16 protein-coding genes are annotated in these 23,111 nt (G+C 70.4%); 7 read left to right on the forward strand and 9 right to left on the reverse strand.

Annotated elements, in window-relative coordinates; translation table 11 throughout:
* Positions 1 to 20 precede the first annotated feature (20 nt).
* Entirely contained in the window at positions 21 to 1,043 is a 1,023-nt protein-coding gene (locus tag ACI2L3_RS20145; protein ID WP_404753716.1) for a LacI family DNA-binding transcriptional regulator, read from the forward strand.
* Between the two features lie 42 nt (positions 1,044 to 1,085).
* Here the strand turns inward: ACI2L3_RS20145 and ACI2L3_RS20150 are convergent, their stop codons facing one another.
* The 6 genes from ACI2L3_RS20150 to ACI2L3_RS20175 form a co-directional block, all read right to left on the reverse strand.
* Entirely contained in the window at positions 1,086 to 2,819 is a 1,734-nt protein-coding gene (locus tag ACI2L3_RS20150; RefSeq protein WP_404753717.1) for a chitinase, read from the reverse strand.
* A gap of 81 nt (positions 2,820 to 2,900) precedes the next feature.
* On the reverse strand, positions 2,901 to 3,617 hold the full coding sequence (locus ACI2L3_RS20155; RefSeq protein WP_404753718.1) for a hypothetical protein: 717 nt from the start codon (positions 3,615 to 3,617) through the stop codon (positions 2,901 to 2,903).
* 37 nt (positions 3,618 to 3,654) lie between these two features.
* Entirely contained in the window at positions 3,655 to 5,649 is a 1,995-nt protein-coding gene (locus ACI2L3_RS20160) for a beta-galactosidase (protein WP_404753719.1), read from the reverse strand.
* 8 nt (positions 5,650 to 5,657) lie between these two features.
* On the reverse strand, positions 5,658 to 6,593 hold the full coding sequence (locus ACI2L3_RS20165) for a carbohydrate ABC transporter permease (protein ID WP_404753720.1): 936 nt from the start codon (positions 6,591 to 6,593) through the stop codon (positions 5,658 to 5,660).
* The gene (locus ACI2L3_RS20170; protein ID WP_404753721.1) at positions 6,590 to 7,618 is read right to left on the reverse strand and encodes an ABC transporter permease; all 1,029 of its coding nucleotides are present in this window, start codon (positions 7,616 to 7,618) and stop codon (positions 6,590 to 6,592) included. The genes ACI2L3_RS20165 and ACI2L3_RS20170 overlap by 4 nt, the downstream gene beginning before the upstream one ends.
* A 1-nt stretch (position 7,619) precedes the next feature.
* Positions 7,620 to 9,296 (reverse strand): extracellular solute-binding protein, encoded by a 1,677-nt coding sequence (locus ACI2L3_RS20175; protein WP_404753722.1) that lies wholly within the window; start codon positions 9,294 to 9,296, stop codon positions 7,620 to 7,622.
* Positions 9,297 to 9,562: 266 nt separating this feature from the next.
* Between ACI2L3_RS20175 and ACI2L3_RS20180 the strand changes: the two genes are divergently transcribed.
* The 5 genes from ACI2L3_RS20180 (at position 9,563) to ACI2L3_RS20200 (ending at position 17,135) form a co-directional block, all read left to right on the forward strand.
* Positions 9,563 to 12,475, forward strand: coding sequence for a glycoside hydrolase family 3 C-terminal domain-containing protein (locus tag ACI2L3_RS20180; protein ID WP_404753723.1), 2,913 nt, complete (start codon positions 9,563 to 9,565; stop codon positions 12,473 to 12,475).
* Positions 12,472 to 14,775, forward strand: a complete 2,304-nt coding sequence (gene yicI, locus ACI2L3_RS20185) for an alpha-xylosidase (protein ID WP_404753724.1) — start codon at positions 12,472 to 12,474, stop codon at positions 14,773 to 14,775. Before ACI2L3_RS20180 ends, yicI begins: the two co-directional genes overlap by 4 nt.
* Before the next feature lie 49 nt (positions 14,776 to 14,824).
* Positions 14,825 to 15,376 carry a SigE family RNA polymerase sigma factor gene (locus ACI2L3_RS20190; RefSeq protein ID WP_404753725.1) on the forward strand — a complete coding sequence of 184 codons (552 nt, stop codon included), beginning with the start codon at positions 14,825 to 14,827 and terminating at the stop codon, positions 15,374 to 15,376.
* Entirely contained in the window at positions 15,373 to 16,197 is an 825-nt protein-coding gene (locus tag ACI2L3_RS20195) for a hypothetical protein (protein WP_404753726.1), read from the forward strand. Before ACI2L3_RS20190 ends, ACI2L3_RS20195 begins: the two co-directional genes overlap by 4 nt.
* A 95-nt stretch (positions 16,198 to 16,292) precedes the next feature.
* Positions 16,293 to 17,135, forward strand: coding sequence for a pectate lyase (locus ACI2L3_RS20200; RefSeq protein ID WP_404753727.1), 843 nt, complete (start codon positions 16,293 to 16,295; stop codon positions 17,133 to 17,135).
* Between the two features lie 56 nt (positions 17,136 to 17,191).
* On the opposite strand, the gene ACI2L3_RS20205 is transcribed toward ACI2L3_RS20200, so the two are convergent.
* Genes ACI2L3_RS20205 through ACI2L3_RS20215 form a run of 3 tightly spaced genes read right to left on the reverse strand, consistent with a single transcriptional unit; the run spans position 17,192 to position 20,342 of the window.
* Positions 17,192 to 18,028: a carbohydrate ABC transporter permease gene (locus ACI2L3_RS20205; RefSeq protein ID WP_404754030.1), complete on the reverse strand. Its 837-nt coding sequence runs from the start codon at positions 18,026 to 18,028 to the stop codon at positions 17,192 to 17,194.
* 8 nt (positions 18,029 to 18,036) lie between these two features.
* Positions 18,037 to 18,996: a carbohydrate ABC transporter permease gene (locus ACI2L3_RS20210; RefSeq protein WP_404753728.1), complete on the reverse strand. Its 960-nt coding sequence runs from the start codon at positions 18,994 to 18,996 to the stop codon at positions 18,037 to 18,039.
* Positions 18,993 to 20,342 carry an extracellular solute-binding protein gene (locus tag ACI2L3_RS20215; protein ID WP_404753729.1) on the reverse strand — a complete coding sequence of 450 codons (1,350 nt, stop codon included), beginning with the start codon at positions 20,340 to 20,342 and terminating at the stop codon, positions 18,993 to 18,995. Before ACI2L3_RS20215 ends, ACI2L3_RS20210 begins: the two co-directional genes overlap by 4 nt.
* A 252-nt stretch (positions 20,343 to 20,594) precedes the next feature.
* Between ACI2L3_RS20215 and ACI2L3_RS20220 the strand changes: the two genes are divergently transcribed.
* On the forward strand, positions 20,595 to 23,105 hold the full coding sequence (locus tag ACI2L3_RS20220; protein WP_404753730.1) for an alpha-L-arabinofuranosidase C-terminal domain-containing protein: 2,511 nt from the start codon (positions 20,595 to 20,597) through the stop codon (positions 23,103 to 23,105).
* Positions 23,106 to 23,111: the final 6 nt, after the last annotated feature.

A 23,111-nucleotide genomic window follows, 5' to 3' on the forward strand; every position in this document is an offset into this window, starting at 1 on the left:
TCAGTCGGAGGAGTTACTCCATGGTCACCCTAGCCGAGGTAGCCAAGCACGCCGGGGTCTCGGCCAGCACGGTCAGCTATGTGCTCAGCGGCAAGCGCTCGATCTCCCGGGGCACCCGCGAGCGCGTGGAGCGCAGCATCGAGCAGCTCGGCTACCACCCGAACGCGGGCGCCCGCGCCCTGGCCAGCGCGAAGTCGAACGTCATCGCGCTGATGATGCCGCTGCGCACCGACATGTACGTGCCGGTGATGATGGAGATCGCCCTCGCGGTCACCACGACGGCCCGGACCTACGGGTACGACGTCCTGCTGCTCACCGGCGCGGAGGGCCCGGCCGCCGTGCGCCGCGTCACCGGCAGCGGCATCGCCGACGCGATGATCCTCATGGACGTCGAACTCGACGACGAGCGGCTGCCGTTGCTGCGCGCCAGCGACCGGCCCGCCGTCCTCATCGGCCTCCCCGCCGACCCCGGCGGACTGACCTGCGTGGACCTCGACTTCGCGGCGACGGGCGCGCTCTGCGCCGAGCACCTGGCCGGCCTCGGCCACCGCGACGTCGCCGTCATCGGCGAGGCCCCCGCCGTCTACGAGCGCCACACCGGTTTCGCCGAGCGCACCCTCGACGGACTCCGCACCAGGGCGCGGGAGCTGGAGCTGCGGCTGCTGCACCGCCCCAGCGACGGCGGTTACGACGCGATGGCCACGACGCTCTCCCGGATCTTCGACGAGCGCCCCGGCACCACGGGCTTCGTCGTGCAGAACGAGTCGGCCGTGGAGCCGCTGCTCGCGCTCCTGCGCCAGCAGGGCCGCGCGGTCCCCGAGGACGTCTCGGTGGTGGCGATCTGCCCCGACCAGGTCGCGGTCGGGGCATCCGTGCGGCTCACCTCGGTCTCCATCCCCGCGCAGGAGATGGGGCGCCGTGCGGTGGAGCGGATCGTCGCCAAGCTGGAGGCCCGCGGCACGGACGGGGTGGAGCTCCTCGCCCCCGAGCTGACGGTGCGGGCCAGCACGGGCCCCGCACCGCACCCGGCGCCGACGCGCTGAGAGCCTGTCTCTGAACCCCCGTCGTATCGCCGGGCCGTTCGCCTACGGGAGGCTGTGCACCTTCGGGCCGACCGCGTTCGACCAGGCGTTGCCCGCCGTCGCGTCCCAGTTCGTCGACCAGGTCATGGCGCCGCGCAGCGACGGGTAGGTCTTCGACGGCTTGAAGGAGCCGCAGCCGGTGCCGCGGGTCAGGCAGTCGAGGGCGTTGTTCACGATCGACGGGGCCACGTAGCCGCTGCCCGCGCCGCGCGTCGACGCCGGGACGCCGATGCCGACCTGCGACGGGTCGAGGCCGCCTTCCAGCTGGATGCAGGCGAGCGCGGTCAGGAAGTCCACGCTGCCCTGGCTGTAGACCTTGCCGTCGCAGCCGAGCATCGAACCGCTGTTGTAGTACTGCATGTTGACGACGGTGAGGATGTCCTTCACGTTCAGCGCCGTCTGGAAGTAGCCGCCGGACGTGGACTGCATGTCGATGGTCTGCGGCGCCATCGTGAGCACCATCTTCGGGCCCGCCTTCGCGGAGAGCTGGCGCAGCGCCTTCGTCATGTAGGTGGGGTTGAGGCCGTTCTCCAGGTCGATGTCGACGCCGCTGAACCCGTACTCCTGCATCAGTGCGTAGGCGCTGTTGGCGAAGGCCGTCGCGGAGGCGTCGCTGTTGACCGAGATGGTGCCCTTCTCGCCGCCGACCGAGAGGATCACGGACTTGCCCGCGGCCTTCTTCGCGGCGATGTCCGCCTTGAAGTCGGCGGTGGAGGAGTAGCCGACGGCCGGGTCCAGGTTGAAGGTGATCTGGCCCGGTGTGGCGGTGGCGTCGGCGAAGGAGACGGCGATGATGTCGTACTGCGACGACACGTCCCGCAGCTTCTGCACGGCCGCGCCGTTGTCGAAGTTCTGCCAGTAGCCGGTCAGCGCGTGCTTGGGCACCGTGCCGCCGTCCCCGCCGCCGCCCTTGGTGGTCCGCGCGGAGACCGCAGTCGACTTCGCGGACTCGCCCGCCGCGTTGGAGGCGCTCACCTGGAAGCTGTAGGTGGTCTCCGGGGTGAGGCCGGTGACGGTCGTGGCGGCGCCGCTGACCGAGGCGACCTTCGTGCCGTCGCGGTAGACGGTGTACCCGGTGGCGGTGGACACCGGGGTCCAGGACAGGTCCACCGACGTGGACGTCGTCGTGCCCGCCGCGAGGCCTGCCGGCACGGCCGGTATCTCCACCGGGTCGGTGCCGCCGCCCCCGTCGGGCCCGAGGACGCTGACGTCGTCGACGTAGTACGCGCTCTGCCCGTACCAGCCGTGCGTGTACACGGTGACCGACGTGGTGTTCGCGCCGGTGGTGAAGCTGGTGGAGAGCTGCTGCCAGGACGAGGTGCCCGGCGTCCACGTCGACACGTCGGTGGTGCCGGTGCCGCGTGCGCCGAGGTAGGCGTAGCTGCCCTGCACCCAACTGCTGAGCTTGTACGTGGAGTTGGGCTTGACCCTGACGATCTGGAAGCACTCGGCGGTGCCCTGGCCCGACGGGGTGGCCTTGAGCGCCTTGGCGCCGCCGTGCACGGGGGACGTGACGGCGGCGCCGCTGTTCGAGGCGCAGGTCCAGTTGGCCAGGTCCGACTCGAACCCGGCGTTCTTGGCGACGTTGACGTCCGCCGCGACGCCGGGCGGCGGGGCGTCCGCCGACCGGGCGGGCGCGGCGAGTGCGGTGACGGCGAGCGCGGCGGCGGCACCGGTGGCGATCACCGCACCGAGTCGCCGGCGGATGCCGGGTCTGCCCTGACGTACACGGTCCACGGAGTGCCTCCAGGAAGAGGTGAAGGGCGGATGTGAACGACGGTGGCCACCGCTGCTGTGCGCATAGTTGGTCCAGACCAATCAGCTTGTCAAGACGGTCAGCGAGTTCGTCGTGAAGTCGAGACCGCCGGCCGACCCGCTGATCTCGTAACCGAACTGCACGTCACCGATGGTCTCGTTGCCCATCCAGCCCTTGGTGTTCTTGATCCACTTCAGGATGGGGAGGATGTCGACCGTCCCGGCCGACGAGTCGGAGGTGCGCAGGAACGAGAAGACCTCGTTGTGGCCGTTGCTGCCCTTGTAGACGTTCCAGGTGTGGCCGCCGCGCGTGACGGTGCCCTGCGGGGTGCCGAGCGGCCCGACGTTGCCGTGGTGGTTGACCCACAGCATGATCTCGTAGTCGTAGTCGGTGTCCCAGATGTCGTACGAGGAGTTGTAGTCGCCCGCCGCCGGGACCGTCACGTTGTACGAGCTCTTCAGCGAGGTCAGCGAGTCGACCGGCTTGCCGATCACCTTCTTGGAGTTCGGGTAGGACTTGATGCCGCTGGTGTTCGGGTGGTCGGCGCGCACCTTCCACTTGGTGCCGGAGTCGGCGGAGACGCACTGGCTGCCCGCGCCCGAGCCCCAGATGTTGTTGTAGAGGGTGTAGCCGTTCAGGGTGGTGTTGCCCCACTGCTCGCAGCTGCTCCACACGGCGGCCTGGGCCGGCGCGGAGGTCAGCCCGACGGCCACGCCCGCGGCGAGCGCGGGGGCGAGGAGCAGCCGGGTCACGGTGGTGCGGCGGGTGTGTCGTCCCATGGTGTTCTCTCCAAGGTGGGGGGATGTCTCCGCGGACTCAGGACGAGCCCGCGGGTCGTGCGTCCTCGCGCAGGACGGCCACGCCGTGGCGGCCCAGCGTGACCGTGCCGTCGACCGGCTCACCGGTCAGCAGGTCCCGGTGCGGGCCCGGCACGGTCACGGTCACCTCGGTGCGGCCGTGGTGCAGGAGGAAGAGCAGGTCACCGCGGCGTACGGCCTCGACTCCGTGGGGGAGGCCGGGGAGCGGAGGCCGTACGCCCGCTTCGGTGGCGGCGCGGACCAGCAGGCCGCGCAGGGCATCGGGTTCGAGCAGCGTGGACACGTACCTGGCACGGCCGTGGCGCAGCACGGCGGGCAGTCCGTCGAGCTCGCCGCCCCGGTACGCGGCGACCGTCTCGGCCCCGTCGGCGGCCGTCAGCTCCTCCGACCAGAGGGTGCCGGTGAACTCCCCGCAGTCCACGTTCTCGTCGGCGTCCAGCGGCCACCACTCGTGGAGGGTGCGGATGCCGAGCAGGGCGCGCAGCCGCGCGTCGGTCCCGCCGGGCCGCACCCGGTCGTCCCCGTCGGCCACGCCCGTGAAGAAGCCGCAGACGAGCGAGCCGCCCCCGCGGACGTACGCGACGAGCCGGTCGACCGCGGTGTCGGTGAGGAGGTAGAGGTGCGGCACGACGACCATGCGGTACGCCGACAGGTCGCGCTCCGGGTGGGCGAAGTCGGCCTGGAGGTTCGCCTCCCACAGGGCGCGGTGCCAGGCGCGGAGCACCTCGGCGTGGTCGAGCAGGGAGGAGGGGCGGCCGTCCTGCTGCCCCGCCCACCACGACTCCCAGTCGTGCAGGACCGCCACCTCGGCGGTCACCCGTGTGCCCGCCACCTCCGGTCCCAGCGCGCGGAGTTCGGCGCCGATCCGCTTGACCTCCTGGAAGGTGCGGCCCTCGTCGCCCGCGTGGCCCACCATCCCCGAGTGGAACTTCTCCGCGCCCTGCCGGGACTGCCGCCACTGGAAGTAGCAGACGGCGTCGGCGCCGCGCGCCACGGCCTGCCAGGTCCAGAGCCGGTTGAGCCCGGCGGGCTTGGGGTGGTTCACACCGCGCCAGTTGACGGGTCCCGCGGCCTGCTCCATCAGCATCCACGGCCCGCCGCCCGCCTGCGAGCGCGTGAGGTCCTGGACCAGCGCCCCGTACTGGCCGCCCAGCGGATCCTTCGGGTCGGGGTACAGATCCACCGACACCACGTCCTCCTCCGCCGCCCACTTCCAGCCGTCCTGGCCCTGCCACAGCGGCATGAAGTTGGTGGTGACCGGGAGATGCGGAGTGTGGGCGCGGACGATGTCGCGCTCGGCGGCGTAACACTCGAGGAGGGCGTCGGACGTGAAGCGCTTGAAGTCGAGGACCTGCGTCGGATTCTTCAGGTAGTGGGCGCGGCGGGGCGGCAGGATCTCCTCCCAGGCGTCGTAGCTCTGACCCCAGAAGGCGGTGCCCCAGGCGGAGTTGAGGTTGTCCAGGCTGCCGTACCGCTCCCGCAGCCAGCGGCGGAAGGCGGTCGCCGACTCGTCGCCCCAGTCGTAGGTGCAGTACTCGTTGTTGATGTGCCACATGGTGAGCGCGGGGTGGTGCGCGTACCGGGCGGCGAGGGCCTCGGTGATGGCGGCCGCGTAGCGGCGGTAGGCGGCGCTGGAGTGCGCGAAGTGCTGGCGCGAACCCCACCACTCGACGTTGCCGTCCTCGTCGCGCGGCAGCGTCTCGGGATGCAGCCGGCCCAGCCACGGCGGGGGAGAGGAGGTCGGGGTGGCGAGGACGACGCCGATGCCGTGCTCGTGCATGAGGTCCATCAGCCGGTCCAGCCAGCCGAACTCCCGGGCGCCTGGGCGCGGTTCGAGCTTCGCCCAGGAGAAGACACCGAGGGTGACGGTGGTGACGCCGGCCTCCTTCATCAGGCGCACGTCGTCGTGCCAGACCTCCTCGGGCCACTGCTCGGGGTTGTAGTCGCCGCCGAAGAGGATCCGGCCGCGGGTGACGTCCTGGAGGGAAGGCATCGGTGTGGTCAGCCCTTCACTGCGCCGGTGAGCATGCCCTGCTTGAAATGCCGCTGCACGAACGGCGAGAGCACGGCCACGGGGATCAGCGCGAGCACCATCACCGCCATCTGGATGGCGAGCGGCGACAGGTGGCCCGTGTTGATGGCCTGGCTCAGACCGGTCGGCTTCTGCTGCTTGAGGACCAGCTGCTGCATGATGTTCTGCAGCGGCAGCATGTCCGGGTCGCTGAGGTAGATCGACGCGTTGAACCACGCGCTCCAGTAGCCCACCGCGTAGAAGAGGGTGATCACGGCGATCACCGCGCGCGAGAGGGGCATCACGATCCGCCACAGGATGCGCAGATCGCCGGCGCCGTCGATGCGGGCGCTCTCGATCAGCTCCTGCGCCGTGCCCATGAAGAACGCGCGCAGCACGAGGATGTTGAACACGTTCAGGGCGCTCGGCAGGATCAGGGAGAGATACGTGTCGGTGAGGCCGAGGCCCTGCACCACCAGATACGTGGGGATGAGACCGGCGCCGAAGAACATCGTCGCGACGATCACAAGGAGGATCGGCCGGTGCAGCACGGACCCGGGCCGCGACAGACCGTACGCGCAGAGGATCGACACGACCATGCTGAACAGCGTCCCGACGACCGTGACGCCCACGCTGACCAGCGCGGCCCGCGACACCTGACCGCCGCCGAGCAGCTCCTGGTAGTGGATGAACGTGACGCCCCGGGGAATCACCACGAGGCCGCCCGTCTCGGTGATCGTCCGCACCGAGGACAGGCTGGTGACGACCACCACCCACACCGGGAAGAGCACCGCCAGGCAGACCAGCGTCAGGGTCACGCCCTTGGTGGCGAGCCCGGCCCGCGTCGGCGGCTCCTCCCACACCGGGCGCAGACCGGACCTGCTGCCCGGCTTGACGCCGAAGTTCAGCACGTTGAGGGAACTCACCGCTTGTACACCCCCTGCTCGCCCATGAGATGGGCCACCTTGTTGGCCCCGAGCACCAGCAGCAGCCCGAAGACGCCCTTGACGATGCCGATCGCGGCGCCGTAGCCGAAGTTGCCGTTGTCGAGGCCGGTGTTCCACACGTACGTGTCCAGGACCTCGGAGGCCGCGGCGCCCACCGCCGCACGTTGCAGGAGGATCTGCTCGAAGCCGACCGTCAGCGCGTTGCCGACCTGGAGGACCAGGAGCAGGGCGACGACCGGGCGCAGCGCCGGGAGCTGGATGTGCCACATGCGGCGCCAGCGGTTCGCGCCGTCCATCGCCGCCGCCTCGTACAGGTCGGGGCTGACGGCGGCGAGCGCGGCGAGGAAGACGATGACGCCCCAGCCCGCGTCCTTCCAGATCATCTCGAAGGTCAGCAGGAACTTGAACAGGCCCGGGTCGGTCATCAGGTCGAAGCCGTCGTGCCCGTGGTCCCGCAGGACCTGCGCGACCAGGCCCGCCCCGCCGAACATCTGCTGGAAGACCGTGATGACGAGGACCCAGGAGAAGAAGTGCGGCAGGTACAGGATCGCCTGCGCCACCGCCCGTACGCGCGGGCGCACGAAGCTGTTGATGAACAGCGCGAGCGCGATCGGCACCGGGAAGAACAGCGTCAGCTGGATCGCGAAGATGGCGAGGGTGTTCCTGACCGCCTGCCAGAACAGCCGGTCGTCCACCATGTGCCGGAAGTGCTCGAAGCCGATCCACGGGCTCTGCGACATCGCCTGGAACGCGTTGTCCGCGATGTACGGGTCGTAGTCCTGGAACGCGACGACGTTGCCGGCCAGCGGGACGTAGTTGAAGACGATGAGCAGCAGTAGCGCGGGCATCACCATCAGGAGCAGGACGCGGTCGCGGCGCAGCCGGTGCCGGAGCGGGACGCGCGCCGGGCGCGCCTTCACCGGCCGGGGCGGCGGCGTCTCCGGTGGGGGCGCGGCGGCCTTGCCGGGGGCGGCCGGGCGGGTGCCGGTCGTACCGTGCGCCATGTCAGGACGCCGATCCGCCGGACTCGTCGAGCAGCTTCTTGTACCAGTCGCGCAGCTTGTCGCCGCCGCCCGACTTCCAGTCCGATGCCGCCCGCTGCATGTCGGAGACCTTCTTGCGGCCGCGCACGATGTCCTTCTCCAGGTCCTCGAACTCGGCGTTCAGCTCGGTGTACCGGGTCGGCTCGATGATCATCATGCCGTGGAAGAGCGGCTTCTTCGTGTGCGCGCCCTGGCGCTGCTGCCAGCCGACCATGCCCTCGGTCACGTCCGGCAGGTCGGGGTAGGCGACGAAGGGCGCGGGCGACGCCAGGTACTCGTACGTCGAGAAGACCTCGTTGTTGCCCTTGCCGTTCTTGGTGAGGACACCGTCGTCGTACGTGTGGTGGACGCCCTCGACGCCGTACATCCGCAGCCGCTGCTCCTTCGAACCGTAGGGAGCGGCCGTGTAGTTGGCGAGGGCGAGGATGTCGCGGACGGTCTTCTCGTCGGCCTTCTCGCTGATGAACGTCCAGATGTCGGCGGGCGGCCGCGCGTACAGGGTGGGCGCGCCGCCGTCGGGGGCGAAGTAGTCGAACGCCTCCATCCGGAACTTCTTGTTGTCGACGCGCTGCACGGCGGCCTTGCCGTACCAGTCGGACAGGTCCTGGCAGTACATCCAGACCTTGCCGGCGGCGCACAGGTCACCGATGTTGCCGGTCTCCGCCTTCGCGTCGGGGTGCACGAAGCCCGCCGAGTAGAGCTTGCGGGACCACTCCAGGGCTTCCAGGTACTCGTCGGTCTCGTAGCGGTTGACCAGCTTGCCGCCGACGAGCTTCCAGTAGTACGGCTTCTCGGGCAGCACGCCGAAGATGTGCCAGGCCGCCCATGTCATGTCGCCGCACGCCCACACCCTGCTCTTCGGGGCGTTGAGCTGCTTGCACAGGTCGTAGAACTCCTGCGCGCTGGTCGGCGCCTCGATGCCCTCCTTCTCGAAGAGGTCGGTGCGGTGGAAGGGCGCGATGTTCGGGGTGGTGGCGGCGGGCATCGGCAGCCCGCGGAGCTTGCCGCCGAAGACCGAGCGCTGCCAGGCGCCGGTGGGGATCGCCGCGAGGTTCGGGTACTCCTTGACCTTGTCGCCGCTCAGGTAGGGGCCGAGGTCGGCGAACTTGTTGGCGATGGCGCTCGGTATCTTGCCGGTCAGCTCCCAGCCGGGCACGACCACGGCGTCCGGCACCCGGCTGGAGGCGAGGACCGCGCCCAGCTTCTGGCCGTACGTGTCGCCCTGCTGGTTCTGCCACGTGACCCGGACGCCCGCGGCCCGGTCCATCGCCGTCCAGTACGGGTTGCCCTGCTTGGGGACGTTGCCCCAGATGGGGGCCATGACGGTGAACCGGCCGCCCTTGCCGAGCCGCTCCGGCACCGACACCTTCAGCTCGGCCGCGGGCAGGGCCTTGGTGAAACCCGCGGCCGAGCCGTTCTTGGCCGGGATGTCCGGCGCGGCGACGTCCGAGGCGACGTACGCGGGCAGCAGGTCCTTGAGCTTCTTCCCCGTCGTGGTGCCCTCGTTCTTCGAGCCGCTGCCGCCGCATGCGGCGAGCAGCGGGGCACCGCCCGTCAGGGCGAGCGCGGCGAGCCCGGAGGAGGCGAGGAAGCCCCTGCGGCTCGTACCGGCCCTCGGGGAGGGGGAGTTCGGCGTCATTGCGTCAACCCTTCGTGGGGCGGGCACTCGAAACCCTTGTCGAAGCGCTTCGATTTCGGAGCGAGATTAGGTGAAGGGGAGAAGCGGGACAAGGCTTCGGAACCGAATTCGTCGACGACGTAAGTAAGTTGGCGGGCGCAGTTGCCGCACGAACTAGCGGGCCCTTCGGGCGGGGAGCCCCGGACCTTCCCTTGACATGGACGGCACCGAACACAGAGCATCGAAGCGCTTCGAAGGAGCCTGTCGCCAGCCCGGAGGACCCCCACGTGACCGAGAACCCGCCGCCGTTCCGCGACCCCGGCCTGCCGCCGGACAAGCGGGTGGACGACCTCCTCGCGCGGCTGACCGCCGACGAACGCGTCGCGCTCCTGCACCAGTTCACGCCCGCGGTCGAGCGGCTCGGCATCGCCGCGTTCCGCACCGGACAGGAAGCGCTGCACGGCGTCGCCTGGATGGGCCCCGCGACCGTCTTCCCGCAGGCCGTCGGGCTCGGCGCGACCTGGAACGACGACCTGCTGCGGCGCGTCGGCGAGGCCGTCGGCACCGAGGCGCGGGCCATGCGCGCGCGGGACGACCGCGTCGGCCTCAACCTCTGGGCGCCCACCGTCAACCTCCTGCGCCACCCGCTGTGGGGCAGGAACGAAGAGGGTTACGCCGAGGACCCCCACCTCACCTCGGCCCTCGCCGTCGCCTACACGCGCGGCCTGCGCGGCGACCACCCCACGCGCTGGCGCACCGCGCCCGTACTCAAGCACTGGCTCGCCCACAACAACGAGACGCACCGCGACACGTCGAACTCCTCCGTGCGCCCGCGCGTCCTGCACGAGTACGACCTGCGCGCCTTCCGCGCCGCCGTCGAGGCGGGCGCGGTCGCCGGCGTGATGCCCGCCTACAACCTGGTCAACGGCCGCCCCAACCACGTGTCGCCGTACCTGCGCGAGCAGCTGCGCCGCTGGACGGACAAGGACCTGCTCGTCTGCTCCGACGCGGGCGCGCCCAGCAACCTCGTCGACTCCGAGCACTACTTCGACACCCACGAAGAGGCGGTCGCCGCCGCCCTCGTCGCGGGCGTGGACAGCTTCACGGACCACGGCACCGACTCGTCGGTGATCGTCGGCCGCCTCCAACAAGCCCTGCACAAGGGTCTGTTGACGGAGGCGGACATCGACGCTGCGGTGCGCAGGCAGCTCTCGGTGCGGCTGCGGCTCGGTGAGTTCGACCCGGACGGCGGTCCGTACGCGACCGCGTCCCCGGACGACATCGACACGCCCGCCCACCGCGAACTCGCCTTGGAAGCCGCCGAACAGGCCGTCGTCCTGCTCAAGAACGACGACGGCCTGCTCCCGCTCGCCGAAGGCACCCGGATCGCGGTCGTCGGCCTGCTCGCCGACGAGTGCAAGACCGACTGGTACAGCGGCACCCTGATCCGCCGCAGCACCGCCCTCGACGGCCTCCGCACCCGCTTCGGCGCCGACCGGGTCACCTTCGCGGAGGGCGCGGACCGGGTGCGTTTGAGGTGCGGGGCGGGCTGGCTGCGGGTGCCGCCGCCGACCCCTTCGGACCCGGCCGGCCAGGCCCCGGCCGCCGAGGGCGCGCTCGATCCCGCCCTGCTCGCAGGCCGTACCGACCTGCCGCCACTGACCGTCTGCGGGGAACAGGCCGACGCCACCGAATTCGCCCTCGTCGACTGGGGCGGCGGGGCGTGGACCCTGCGGGCCGCGGACGGGCGCTACCTCTCGGTCGCCGACGACGGGTTCGTGCGTGCCTCGGCGGAGCAGCCGGGCGGCTGGGTCGTGCAGGAGACGTTCGGGCTCGTCGAGCACGGGGGCGGGCACGGGGACGGGCACGGGGACGGATACCTCATCACGCATGCGGGAACGGGTGGGTACGTCTCTGTCGCCGCCGGTGCGGTGAAGGTTGCCGCAGTGGGGGAACTTTTCACCGTCGAGGTGCTGGAGCGCGGCGAGGACGCCGTGGCCCGGGTCGCCGCCGACGCGGACACCGTCGTCGTCGTCGCGGGCAACGACCCGCACATCAACGGCCGCGAGACCCAGGACCGCACGACCCTCGCCCTGCCGCCCCACCAGGAGCGGCTGTGGCGCGCGGCGCGCGCCGCCAATCCGCGCACCGCGCTGGTGCTCACCTCCTCCTACCCGTACGCGGTCCCCGACGCCCACGCGGAACTGCCCGCGCTGCTGTGGACCGCGCACGGCGGCCAGGCCGCGGGCACCGCGCTCGCCCGCGTCCTCGCCGGTGACGTCTCCCCGGCCGGCCGGCTCCCGCAGACCTGGTACGCCGCCGACTCCGACCTGCCGGATCTGCTCGACTACGACGTCATCGGCTCGCGGCAGACCTACCTGTACGCGGACGCGGACGCCAAGCGGCCGCTGTATTCCTTCGGGCACGGCCTCAGCTACTCCGCCTTCACGTACAAGGGCTTCACGGCCGTACGCGAGGGCGAGCGGCTCCGGGCCGCGTTCACCCTCACCAACGCCGGCGCCGTCGCCGCGGACGAGGTGGCGCAGCTCTACGTACGCGCACCACGGAACGGCGCGGCGGGCCTCACCCTGCCGGACAGGCAGCTCGTCGCCCACCGCCGCGTGCACCTCGCCGCCGGAGCCACGTGCCGGCTCGACTTCGAAGTGCCGCTGTCCGGCCTGGAGTTCTGGGACGTGCGGCACGACCGCTGGGCCCTGGCGCCCGGCGCGTACGACCTGCTCGCCGGGGCCTCCAGCGCGGACATCCGGCTCACCGCGTCCGTCGGCATCGACGGCGACCCGATCGCCGCCAGGCCGACGCGGAGGGACGGCCTGGCGGCGACCGGCTACGACACGCAGTCCGGTACCGAGATAGTCGACCGTGCGAGGACGGCGGCGGGCGATGCGGTGCGCGCCCTGGATGACGGGGCCGGTGAACTGCTCTTCTGCGACTGCGACTTCGGTTCCGGCGTGCGCGGCGTCTCCGTCGAGGCTGCGGGCGAGGGCGCCGTCGACCTCATCTCGGGCAGCACCGCGACCACCGTCACGGTCCCGCCGACGGGCGGCAGGTACGACTACGCCGTCCACGGCGCGGTCTTCGCCGCCTCCGGGGTGCGTGACCTGCGCGTACGGCTGCGCGGACCGGTGCGGCTCGCGCGGATCACCTTCACGGCAGGCGGAGAGGGCGAGGGCACGGCATGAGGTTCACCGACGGTTTCTGGCTGATGCGGGACGGGGTCCGGGCCTCGTACGCGACCGATGTGCGCGAGGTGCGGGAGAGCGGCCGCGGCTTCACCGCGTACGCCGCCGTCAAGCCGGTGCGCGAGCGCGGCGACACGCTCAACTCGCCGCTGATCACGGTCGAGTGTTTCTCGCCCGCCGAAGGGGTGATCGGTGTCCGCACGACACACCACGCGGGGAAGGCCCACCACGGGCCGGACTTCACCCTCTTCGCCAGCGAGGGCGCGGCGGCCTCGGGGGACGTGCCGCTGCTCCGGCGCGACGGCACCGTCACCGAACTGACCAGTGGCCCGCTCACCCTCCGGCTGGACAGCGACGGGCCCTGGGGCCTGGAGTTCCTGGACGGCGACGGGCAGCCGTTGACCGCCGTCGAGCGGCGCGGCACCGCCTTCGCGACCACCCCCGACGGGGCCCACCACATGATCGGGCAACTTGCGCTCGGCGTGGGCGAGTTCATATACGGGCTCGGGGAGCGCTTCACCCCGTTCGTCAAGAACGGGCAGAGCGTCGACATCTGGCAGGCCGACGGCGGCACCAGCAGCGAGCAGGCCTACAAGAACATCCCCTTCCACCTCTCCTCACGTGGCTACGGCGTCTTCGTCAACCACCCCGGCAAGGTCTCCTACGAGGTCGGCTCCGAGTCCGTCGGCCAGCTCCAGTTCAGCGTCGAGGACCAGTCCCTCGAGTACTACGTCATCGCGGGCCCCACCCCCAAGGACGTCCTGCGCCGCTACACCGCGCTCACCGGCCGGCCCGCCCTGCCGCCCGCCTGGTCCTTCGGGCTCTGGCTCACCACCTCCTTCTGCACGCCGTACGACGAGGAGACCGTCGCCGGGTTCGTCGACGGCATGGCGGAGCGCGACATCCCGCTCAGCGTCTTCCACTTCGACTGCTTCTGGATGCGCGAACACCAGTGGACCGACTTCCGGTGGGACCCGGACGTCTTCCCCGACCCGGAGGGCATGCTGCGCAGACTCCGCGAGCGGGGACTCAAGGTCAGCATCTGGATCAACCCCTACATCGCCCAGAAGTCCCCGCTGTTCGCCGAGGCCGCCGCCGAGGGCTTCCTCGTCCGGCGGCCGAACGGCGACATCTGGCAGTGGGACCTGTGGCAGCCCGGCATGGCCCTCGTCGACTTCACCCACCCGGGCGCCCGCGCCTGGTACGCGGCCAAGCTGCGCGCCCTGCTCGACCAGGGCGTCGACTGCTTCAAGACCGACTTCGGCGAGCGCGTCCCCACGGACGTGGTCTGGCACGACGGCTCCGACCCGCACCGCATGCACAACTACTACGCGCAGTTCTACAACAGCACCGTCTTCGAACTCCTGGAGAAGGAGCGCGGCACGGGCGAAGCGGTCCTCTTCGCGCGCTCCGCGACCGCCGGCGGCCAGCAGTTCCCCGTGCACTGGGGCGGCGACTGCTTCGCCTCGCTCGGCGCCATGGCCGAGTCGCTGCGCGGCGGCCTGTCCCTGTCGCTGAGCGGCTTCGGTTTCTGGAGCCACGACATCGGCGGCTTCGAGGGCACCCCGGACCCGGCGGTCTTCAAGCGCTGGCTCGCCTTCGGCCTGCTCTCCTCCCACAGCCGCCTGCACGGCAACGTCTCCTACCGGGTGCCGTGGGCGTTCGGCGAGGAAGCCGTCGACGTGGCACGGAAGTTCACCCGCCTCAAACACCAGCTGATGCCGTACCTGTACGGTGCGGCCGCCGAGGCCCACCGCGACGGCGTGCCGGTGATGCGCCCGATGGTCCTGGAGTTCCCCGACGACCCGGCCTGCCGCACCCTCGACCGGCAGTACATGCTCGGCCCCGACCTGCTGGTCGCCCCCGTCTTCAGCGCCGAGGGCGACGTCGAGTTCTACGTACCCAAAGGCACCTGGACCCACCTCCTGACCGGCGAAACCGTGCAGGGCCCGGGCTGGCGGCGCGAGACCCATGGATTCGACAGCCTGCCGCTGTACGTGCGGCCCGGCGCCCTGCTCCCGCTCGGCGCCGACGACCAGCGGCCCGACGGCGACTGGCTCGACGACCTGACGCTCCTGGTCACTCCGGGAGCGGTGCTCCGTACCGAGATCACCGTCCCCGACCACGAGGGCAGGACCGCCGCCGTCTTCCGCGCGACGCGGCACGGCACCGGCGTCCGCGTCCTCGCGTCCGGCTCCCGGCGCCCCTTCCGGGTGCGCACGGTCGACGGGCGCGCGTCGGCGCACGGCGTGGGGGAGGTGATCCTGCCCGATGTCCGCACGGACGGAGAGACCCACTAGAGTTCCCGCTTCCGTCACGGTGACGGACAGCGAGGAAGAGAGGGCACCCATGACGCCGGCCGCGGACGACGCGGCCGCCGAGTTCCACGCCTTCTTCGAGCGGCACTACGCCGAACTCGCCCGCCTCGCCCACCTCCTGACGGGCGAGGCCGACGGCGCGGACGACCTGGCGGCCGACGCGCTCCTCGCCCTCTGGCACCGCTGGGACCGGGTGCGGGCCGCCGACCACCCGGCCGCGTACGCCCGTGGCGTCGTCGCGAACATGGCGCGCAGCCGCATCCGCAGCGCCGTACGCGAGCGGCGCCGCATCACGCTCTTCTGGTCGGGCCGCGACGAGGACGTCGCGGACCCCGACATACCGGCCGTCGTCGACGTGCGGGACGCGCTGCGCGCGCTGCCCTTCCGCAAGCGGGCCTGTGTGGTCCTGCGGCACGCCTTCGACCTCTCGGAGAAGGACACCGCACTGGCCCTCGGGGTCTCGGTGGGTACGGTGAAGAGTCAGACGTCGAAGGGAATGGCTGAGCTGCAACGACGCCTCGGCCCGCACCCCGCCCTCGCACGGGTGCGCGCGGTCACGGCGGACACGGGGGGAAGCTCATGAGGGACGACGGACACGACGACGAGGGCGTGCGCAGGAAGCTGCGCGGCGCGGCGCAGGCGCACCGGCCCGACCGGGAGCGGATGCGGGCCCGCATCGAGCGCGGCATGGCCGAGGGGGAGCGGCGGCCGGAGCGGCGGTCGCAGGCCACCCGTCACGCGGGCAGCGCGTCCTGGCTGCGGGTGGTGAGCGCGACGGCCGCCGTGGCAGGGGTCTTCGCGGTCGTCGGGTACGGGGTGGCCGCCGTCCTGCGGGACGACGAACCCTCGCCGCAGTCCGTGGCGACCAGCACCACACCCCGGCCGCCGACCGCGGCGCCGGACCCGTCCCGCACCCCCGACACACCGACCCGCCGCCCCAGCGGCACACCCACGACGCCCCCCGAGTCACCAAAGACACCGAAGACCCCAAAGGCACCGAAGACACCGAAGAGCGTGCCTGCGGACCGTCTCCTGTGGGCGGACGGCTCGATCGACCCGGGCTCCAGCACGTACTGGTCACAGAGCGACATCACCATCAAGGCGAAGAAGCCGCTGACCGCGCTCACCGTCGAGGTGCGCGTCGCCCGGAGCGGCGAGGTCGCCGACACCGGCGACTGGCGCTCCCTGCCCGAGGACGACTTCGACGTCTCGGTCGCGGAGCGGGACGGCTTCCTCGTCTACCGGTGGACGCTCAAGGAGGGGAGGAGCGTGGCTGTCGGGGAGCACGTCTTCGCCGGGCAGTTCAACCACCCGGGAGGCAAGCGGGACGCGGGCGCCGACACGTATGCGGTCCATGCGGGCACATCGGACGAACGGGCGGTGTGGCGGGGCGACTTCGCCTGAACGCGCGGAAACTTTCGGAACGGCGGCAACCCATTCCCGGCCGGCGGAGACCACACAGCGGAAACGTTCTCCCCCCACGTCGAGGAATGGGACACATGACACCACGAGCTGAACTGCGCAAGGGCCGCAAGCGGCGCCTGACCAAGCGCCGGGCCATCGGCGCGGCGACCGTCGCCCTCGCTCTCACGGGCGCCGGGGTCGCGACCAACATGATGCTGTCGCCGGCGGGCGCGGCCACGACCGCGGCCGCGGCCTGGCCGGAGGCCAGGGGCCAGGCCCCCACGGCGAAGACCATCGAGGTCTCCGGCACCCGCGACGGCGGCCTCAAGCGCTACTACGGCACCGGTGACCTGGGCGGCGACGGCCAGGACGAGGGCCAGGACCCGATCTTCAAGCTGAAGGACGGCGCGGTCCTCAAAAACGTCATCATCGGCTCCCCGGCCGCGGACGGCATCCACTGCCAGGGCAGCTGCACCCTGGAGAACGTGTGGTGGGAGGACGTCGGCGAGGACGCCGCCACCTTCAAGGGGACCTCGGCGGGCTCGACGTACACGGTCTACGGCGGTGGCGCGCGGAAGGCCGACGACAAGGTCCTCCAGTTCAACGGCGCGGGCAAGCTGGTCGTGACCAAGTTCCAGGTCTCCAATTTCGGCAAGCTGGTCCGCTCCTGCGGCAACTGCTCCAAGCAGTACAAGCGGTCGATCATCATCAACGACGTGGACGTCACCGCGCCCGGCAAGTCGATCGTCGGCATCAACACCAACTACGGCGACACGGCGGCGCTGCGCAACGTCCGCATCCACGGCGACAGCAGCAAGAAGATCTCCACGTGCGACCGCTTCACCGGCAACAACACCGGTGACGAGCCGACCAAGACGGGCTCCGGCCCCGACGGCACGTACTGCAAGTTCACGGCCGCGGACATCAGCTACCAGTAGCACGTACGGCAGATGCCGGGAGAGCGCCCCTCGCGCGGGGGCGCTCTCCTCCGTGCCTACTGTCCGGCGAGACCCGTGTGCGCCACTCCCGCGACGATCTGCCGCTGGAAGAAGACGAACACCACGATCAGCGGCAGGCCGGCCATCAGGCCGCCCGCCATCAGCTGCGCCCACTGGATGCCGTAGGAGTTCATGACGGTCGCGATGCCGTTCGGCATGGTCATCAGCTCGGGGTTGTTGGTCACCATGTACGGCCACAGGAAGTTGTTCCAGGAGCCGATGAAGGTGAAGATGCCGACCGCGGAGAGCGAGGGCCGGGCCAGCGGCAGCACGATGGTGAAGAAGATCCGCCACCGTCCCGCGCCGTCGCAGAACGCCGCCTCCTCCAGCTCCTTCGGGATGCCCTGGAAGAACTTGTAGAGGATGTAGACCATCGCGGCCGGCGCGCACTGCGGCAGGATCATGCCCCAGTACGTGTCGACCATCCCCAGCGACTGGACCGTGGTGAACAGCGGGACGCCGAGCACCGCGGGGGAGATCATCAGGCCCGCCATGACGAGGCCCATCAGCGCGCTCTTGCCGCGGAACTCGGTGCGTGCGAAGCCGTAGCCCGCGAGCGCGCCGGTCAGCACGACGACGAAGGTGACGCAGACCGAGACGACGACCGAGTTCACGAACCAGTTGGTGATGTTGCCGGTCTCGAAGATGCTCCGCCAGGCCTGGGCGGTCCACTCGTCGGGCAGCCACCCGACCGGTACGGCGACGGCCTCGGCCTCCGACTTGAAGGAGGTGAACAAGGTCCAGACGAGCGGCGCGGTCATCACAGCGGAGACCAGCAGGCCGACGGCGGTGAGGACGATCTGGCTCGGCCGCCACTTGCGGCGTACTCCCATGGCGGTGCTCACTGGACGCCCTCCTCACGCTTGCGCAGCAGCCACATGCGCCCCAGCGCGATGACCGCGATCATCAGGAAGAACAGGATCGAGATGGCGGAGGCGTAGCCCACGCGGTAGCTGGTGAAGCCCTGTTCGAGGGTGTACTGGACCATGGTCCGGGTCGATTCCTCGGGGCCGGGGCCGAAGTCATACATCACCACGACCTGGTCGAAGACCTGGAGCGAGGCGAGGATCTGCAGCGCCACGACCAGGCCCGTGATGGAGCGCAGCATGGGCAGGGTGATGTGCACTGTCCGGTGCCAGGCGTTGGCGCCGTCAAGCGCGGCGGCCTCGTACAGGTGCTGCGGGATGTTCTGCAGCGCGGCGAGGTAGAGCAGGAAGCTGAAGCCGACGGTCCACCAGAGGGTGGCGACGACGACGGCCGTCATCGCCGTGTCCTTCTGGGTGAGCCAGGCCGTCTCCATGCCGAAGACGTGGTCGAGCAGCCCGGTGTCCGGGTTGAACATCCAGCGCCACATGTTGCCGACGACGGTCGACGGCAGCAGGAACGGCGCGAAGAAGCAGAGCCGCCACAGCCACTTGGCGTGCTCGATGTGGTGCGCGAGCAGCGCGAGGAGGAGGGCGACGAGCACGATGCAGGGGACCACGAGGAGCGTGAAGTAGGCGCTGTGGCCCAGTGAGTCCCAGACCAGGGGGTCCTGGAGGGCCTCGGTGTAGTTGTCGAGGCCCACGAAACGGGCGCCCTCGCCGGAGATGTTGGCGTCGGTGAGGCTCAGCCACACGCCGCGCAGCACGGGCACGATCACGAAGAGCAGGAAGAGCAGCAGGAACGGCGCGACGAACCAGCCGCCGTGCTGGAACCGGCGGCCGGTGCGGGTCCCTGTCGTACTGCGTTCGGCGGTGGCGCGGACAGCCCGGGGTGTCGCGGTGGCCGGGGCGGTGGCCCCGGCGCTGGTCGTGGTCATGCCGTCGGGCTCCCTTCGGCCGCGGTTCTGCCTTCCATGGGGTTCTTCATCTCCAGGAGCTTCTCCAGGACGCCCCGCATCCGGCGGGCCGCCGCGGCGGGCTTGGCCGAGCCGAGGTTGGAGGAGACGACGACGGGGCCGACGCGCTGTGCGAGCGTTCCGGTGGAGCCCGCGAACCAGGCCTCCGGTTCGAGCGCCATCTGGTCCATCACCGAGACGTACTCGGACTGCGGGCGCAGCTTCCGGTACGCGGCGGACTTCAGGGTCGGCAGGTGGGCGGGGATGTGGCCGCCGCGCGCCCAGTCGGCGCCGTGCCGCACGATGTACGCGGCGAGGCGGTGGGCGGCGTCGTTGGCGGGGCCGCCGCGGTCGGCCTGCCGGGGCAGCACGAAGCAGTGCGACTCGGCCTGCGTGGCGGGCCTGCCGAAGAGCGCCGGCATCGGGGTGGCCCCGTACTTCAGCTTCGGCCCCGAGTAGACAGGGACGGACCAGCCGCCCTCCCAGACGAACGCGCCGCCGTTGATGAAGTGCTCGGCGTCGGGGGCGCCCGTGGTGGCGTAGCCGTCGACGATGTGGCGGCGCAGGAACTCCAGGATCTCCGTGGCCTTGTCCTCGTCGAACGTGACGTCGGTGAGGCCCGGGTCGTAGTAGGCGCCGCCGGCCTGCGCGAAGAACGACATGAAGAACCACCAGGCATGGTTCTGGTTGGACGCGTGCAGTCCGAGGGTCTGCACGCCGGGGCGCACCGCCTTCTTGGCGGCCTTCAGCCCGTCGAACCACTCGTCGACGGAGGTGAAAGGGACGAGGTTCCCGTCGTCGCCGATGAGCCCGGCCTTCTCGCAGACGTCCTTGCGGTAGAAGTGGAGCTGCGGGTGGATGTCGAGGGGGACGGCGTACAGCTTCCCGTCGACGACGGACCGTTTCCACAGGGCGGGGTTGAAGTCCTCCTGCCGCACCCCGTACCGGGCCAGGAGCTCCACGTCGAAGGGGTCGAGCAGCCGCTCGGGGGCGAAGCCCGCGAGCCGTCCCAGGTGCAGGACGCCCAGCTCGGGGGCGCGGTTGCCGGAGGCGGCCATGGCGAGCTTGGTGTAGTACGGATTGCCCCAGAGCAGGGTCGAGTCCAGCACGTCAACGCCCGGGTTCGCCCGGCGGAAGGCGTCCAGCATCGCGATCATGTTCACGCCGTCGCCGCCGCTGAACAGGTTCCAGTAGCGGAGCCGCACGTCCGCTCCGGAGGTCAGCGCGGAGGCGCTCCGGTTCGCGGCGGCGAGCCCGAAGCTGCCCGCGACGGCGAGTGCTCCGAGCCCGCCGAGCACGCCGCGGCGGCTCGGGAGGGAGGGTGACATGACGCCTCTCTTCTCTTCGTCATCTCTCACGGCCGTTCCGGTTGTTCGGTATGTCGAATGACGGTCGCAACTTCGAACGGACCGTAAGGTCGAACATCGTGCGCGTCAATGGTTCGGACGAAGTCGCTGTGAATTGCGGGGCGTTCTGTGCGAGGCGTTGACGTGCTCATCTCTGCTGCCTAAGTTGCCGTTCGTAATCCTGATCAGTGTCCGAAATATCGAACGCGAGTATCGAGAACGGCAGAGGTGGACATGGCGCGCAGGAGATGGAAACTCGGGCTCACCGTAGGGGCGTTGGGGCCTCTGCTCGCGGGGACGCTCGCCGCGAGCCCCGGCGCGGCGGCCGGGCCCGCCGCTCCGGACGAGCCGGCCGACTACACGATCGACGTCGACACGGACCGTACCGGCGCGAAGATCGACGACTCGATGTACGGCGTCTTCTACGAGGACATCAACCGTGCGGCGGACGGCGGGCTCTACGCGGAGCTCGTGCAGAACAGGTCCTTCGAGTACAGCACCGACGACAACAAGGCCTACACGCCGCTGACGTCGTGGGACGCCTCGGGCGCCGCCCGCGTCCTGAACGACGACGGCCGCCTGAACGCGCGCAACCGCAACTACCTCTCGCTGTCCGCCGGTTCGGCCGTCGCGAACTCCGGCTACAACACCGGCATCGCGGTCACCAAGGGCAAGCGGTACGACTTCTCCGTCTGGGCCCGCACCGACGGGGCGGCGACCGCGCCGCTGACCATCGGCCTCCGGGACTCCGCCGGTGAACTGGCCGCGGCCCGCCGCGTCACCGCGCGCGGCGGCTGGGCCAAGTACAAGCTCTCCTTCACCGCAACGCGCACCTCCGCGACCGGCCGGCTCACCGTCACCGCCGGCGCCCCCGTCGCGCTCGACGAGATCTCCCTCTTTCCGCGCGACACCTACAAGGGCCGCGAGAACGGCCTGCGCAAGGACCTCGCCGAGAAGATCGCCGACCTGAACCCCGGCTTCCTGCGCTTCCCCGGCGGCTGCCTGGTCAACACCGGCAGCCACGAGGCGTACGACGAGAAGTCGGGCTGGCAGCGCAAGCGCTCCTACCAGTGGAAGGACACCATCGGCCCGGTCGAGCAGCGCGCCACCAACAGCAACTTCTGGGGCTACAACCAGAGTTACGGGCTCGGCTACTACGAGTACTTCCAGTTCGCCGAGGACACCGGCGCCATGCCGCTGCCCGTGGTGCCCGCCCTGGTCACCGGCTGCGGCCAGAACAAGGCCACCGACGACGACGCGCTCCTGAAGCGGCACATCCAGGACACCCTGGACCTCATCGAGTTCGCCAACGGACCCGCGACCAGCGAGTGGGGCAAGAAGCGCGCCGCGATGGGCCACCCCAAGCCCTTCCGCCTCACGCACCTGGCGGTCGGCAACGAGGAGAACCTGCCGCACGAATACTTCGCCCGCTTCAAGCAGTTCCGCGCGGCCATCGAGGCCAAGTACCCGGACATCAGCGTCGTCTCCAACTCCGGCCCCGACGACAGCGGCGCGATATTCGACACCGCCTGGAAGCTCAACCGCGAAGCGAACGTCGACATGGTCGACGAGCACTACTACAACAGCCCCCAGTGGTTCCTGGAGAACAACGACCGCTACGACTCCTACGACCGCAAGGGCCCGAAGGTCTTCCTCGGCGAGTACGCCTCCCAGGGCAACAAGTTCTCCAACGCGCTCTCCGAAGCCGCGTTCATGACCGGCCTGGAGCGCAACGCCGACGTCGTGAAGCTCGCCTCGTACGCGCCGCTGCTCGCCAACGAGGACTACGTGCAGTGGAAGCCGAACATGATCTGGTTCGACAACGACCAGTCCTGGGGCTCGGCCAACTACGAGACGCAGAAGCTCTTCATGCGCAACGTCGGCGACGAGGTCGTGCCCTCCACCGCCTCCGGCACCCCGGCCACCTCGGGACCGATCACCGGCGCCGTCGGCCTCTCCACCTGGGCGACCAGCGCCGCGTACGACGACGTGAAGGTCACGGGCGCGGACGGCAAGACGCTGCTCACCGACGACTTCTCGGCCGGTGACAACCAGTGGAAGAAGGCCTCGGAGAAGGGCAGCTGGGCCGTCAGGGACGGCGCGTACGTCCAGTCCGACGAGTCCGCCGAGAACACCCTGGTCACGGCCGGCGACAAGGGCTGGCAGAACTACGACCTGAACGTGAAGGCCACCAAGAAGGCGGGCAAGGAAGGCTTCATGGTCGCCTTCGGCGTCAAGGACACCGGCAACCACTACTGGTGGAACCTCGGCGGCTGGAACAACACCCAGTCCGCCGTGGAGAAGACCACCGACGGCGCCAAGCAGACGATGATCCAGGACGGCACGACCATCGAGGCGGGCCGCAGCTACGACCTGCGCGTCGAGGTCCGCGGCCGCCAGGTGACGCTCTACCTCGACGGGAAGAAGTGGGGCTCCTTCACCGACGACAAGCCCGCCGAGCCCTTCCGCCAGGTCGTCACCCGCGACAAGGCCACCGGCGAACTGATCGTCAAGGTCGTCAACGCCCAGGGTACGGAGGCTCGCACACAGGTCGACCTCGGTGCGGGCACGAAGGTCGCGTCGAAGGCGCGGGTGACCACGCTGGCCGCCGACCCGGCCGCCGAGAACACCAAGGACGCCCGGCCCGTCGCGCCCAGAACGTCCACCTTCAGGGGAGTGGACGACAAGTTCTCGTACACCTTCCCCGCGAACTCGGTGACGTTCCTGCGCATCAGGACCGAGTAGCCCGGA

Source organism: Streptomyces sp. NPDC029674 (genome assembly GCF_044903205.1).
Taxonomy (GTDB): domain Bacteria; phylum Actinomycetota; class Actinomycetes; order Streptomycetales; family Streptomycetaceae; genus Streptomyces.

Excerpts from the sequence above, each read along its gene's own strand:
- ACI2L3_RS20145 (WP_404753716.1), top strand. The coding sequence starts at position 21 with ATGGTCACCCTAGCCGAGGTAGCCAAGCACGCCGGGGTCTCGGCCAGC.
- ACI2L3_RS20215 (WP_404753729.1), bottom strand. The coding sequence starts at position 20,342 with ATGTCACCCTCCCTCCCGAGCCGCCGCGGCGTGCTCGGCGGGCTCGGA.
- ACI2L3_RS20155 (WP_404753718.1), bottom strand. The coding sequence starts at position 3,617 with ATGGGACGACACACCCGCCGCACCACCGTGACCCGGCTGCTCCTCGCC.
- ACI2L3_RS20190 (WP_404753725.1), top strand. The coding sequence starts at position 14,825 with ATGACGCCGGCCGCGGACGACGCGGCCGCCGAGTTCCACGCCTTCTTC.
- ACI2L3_RS20195 (WP_404753726.1), top strand. The coding sequence starts at position 15,373 with ATGAGGGACGACGGACACGACGACGAGGGCGTGCGCAGGAAGCTGCGC.
- ACI2L3_RS20210 (WP_404753728.1), bottom strand. The coding sequence starts at position 18,996 with ATGACCACGACCAGCGCCGGGGCCACCGCCCCGGCCACCGCGACACCC.
- ACI2L3_RS20220 (WP_404753730.1), top strand. The coding sequence starts at position 20,595 with ATGGCGCGCAGGAGATGGAAACTCGGGCTCACCGTAGGGGCGTTGGGG.
- ACI2L3_RS20160 (WP_404753719.1), bottom strand. The coding sequence starts at position 5,649 with ATGCCTTCCCTCCAGGACGTCACCCGCGGCCGGATCCTCTTCGGCGGC.
- ACI2L3_RS20205 (WP_404754030.1), bottom strand. The coding sequence starts at position 18,028 with ATGGGAGTACGCCGCAAGTGGCGGCCGAGCCAGATCGTCCTCACCGCC.
- ACI2L3_RS20175 (WP_404753722.1), bottom strand. The coding sequence starts at position 9,296 with ATGACGCCGAACTCCCCCTCCCCGAGGGCCGGTACGAGCCGCAGGGGC.
- yicI (WP_404753724.1), top strand. The coding sequence starts at position 12,472 with ATGAGGTTCACCGACGGTTTCTGGCTGATGCGGGACGGGGTCCGGGCC.
- ACI2L3_RS20170 (WP_404753721.1), bottom strand. The coding sequence starts at position 7,618 with ATGGCGCACGGTACGACCGGCACCCGCCCGGCCGCCCCCGGCAAGGCC.
- ACI2L3_RS20200 (WP_404753727.1), top strand. The coding sequence starts at position 16,293 with ATGACACCACGAGCTGAACTGCGCAAGGGCCGCAAGCGGCGCCTGACC.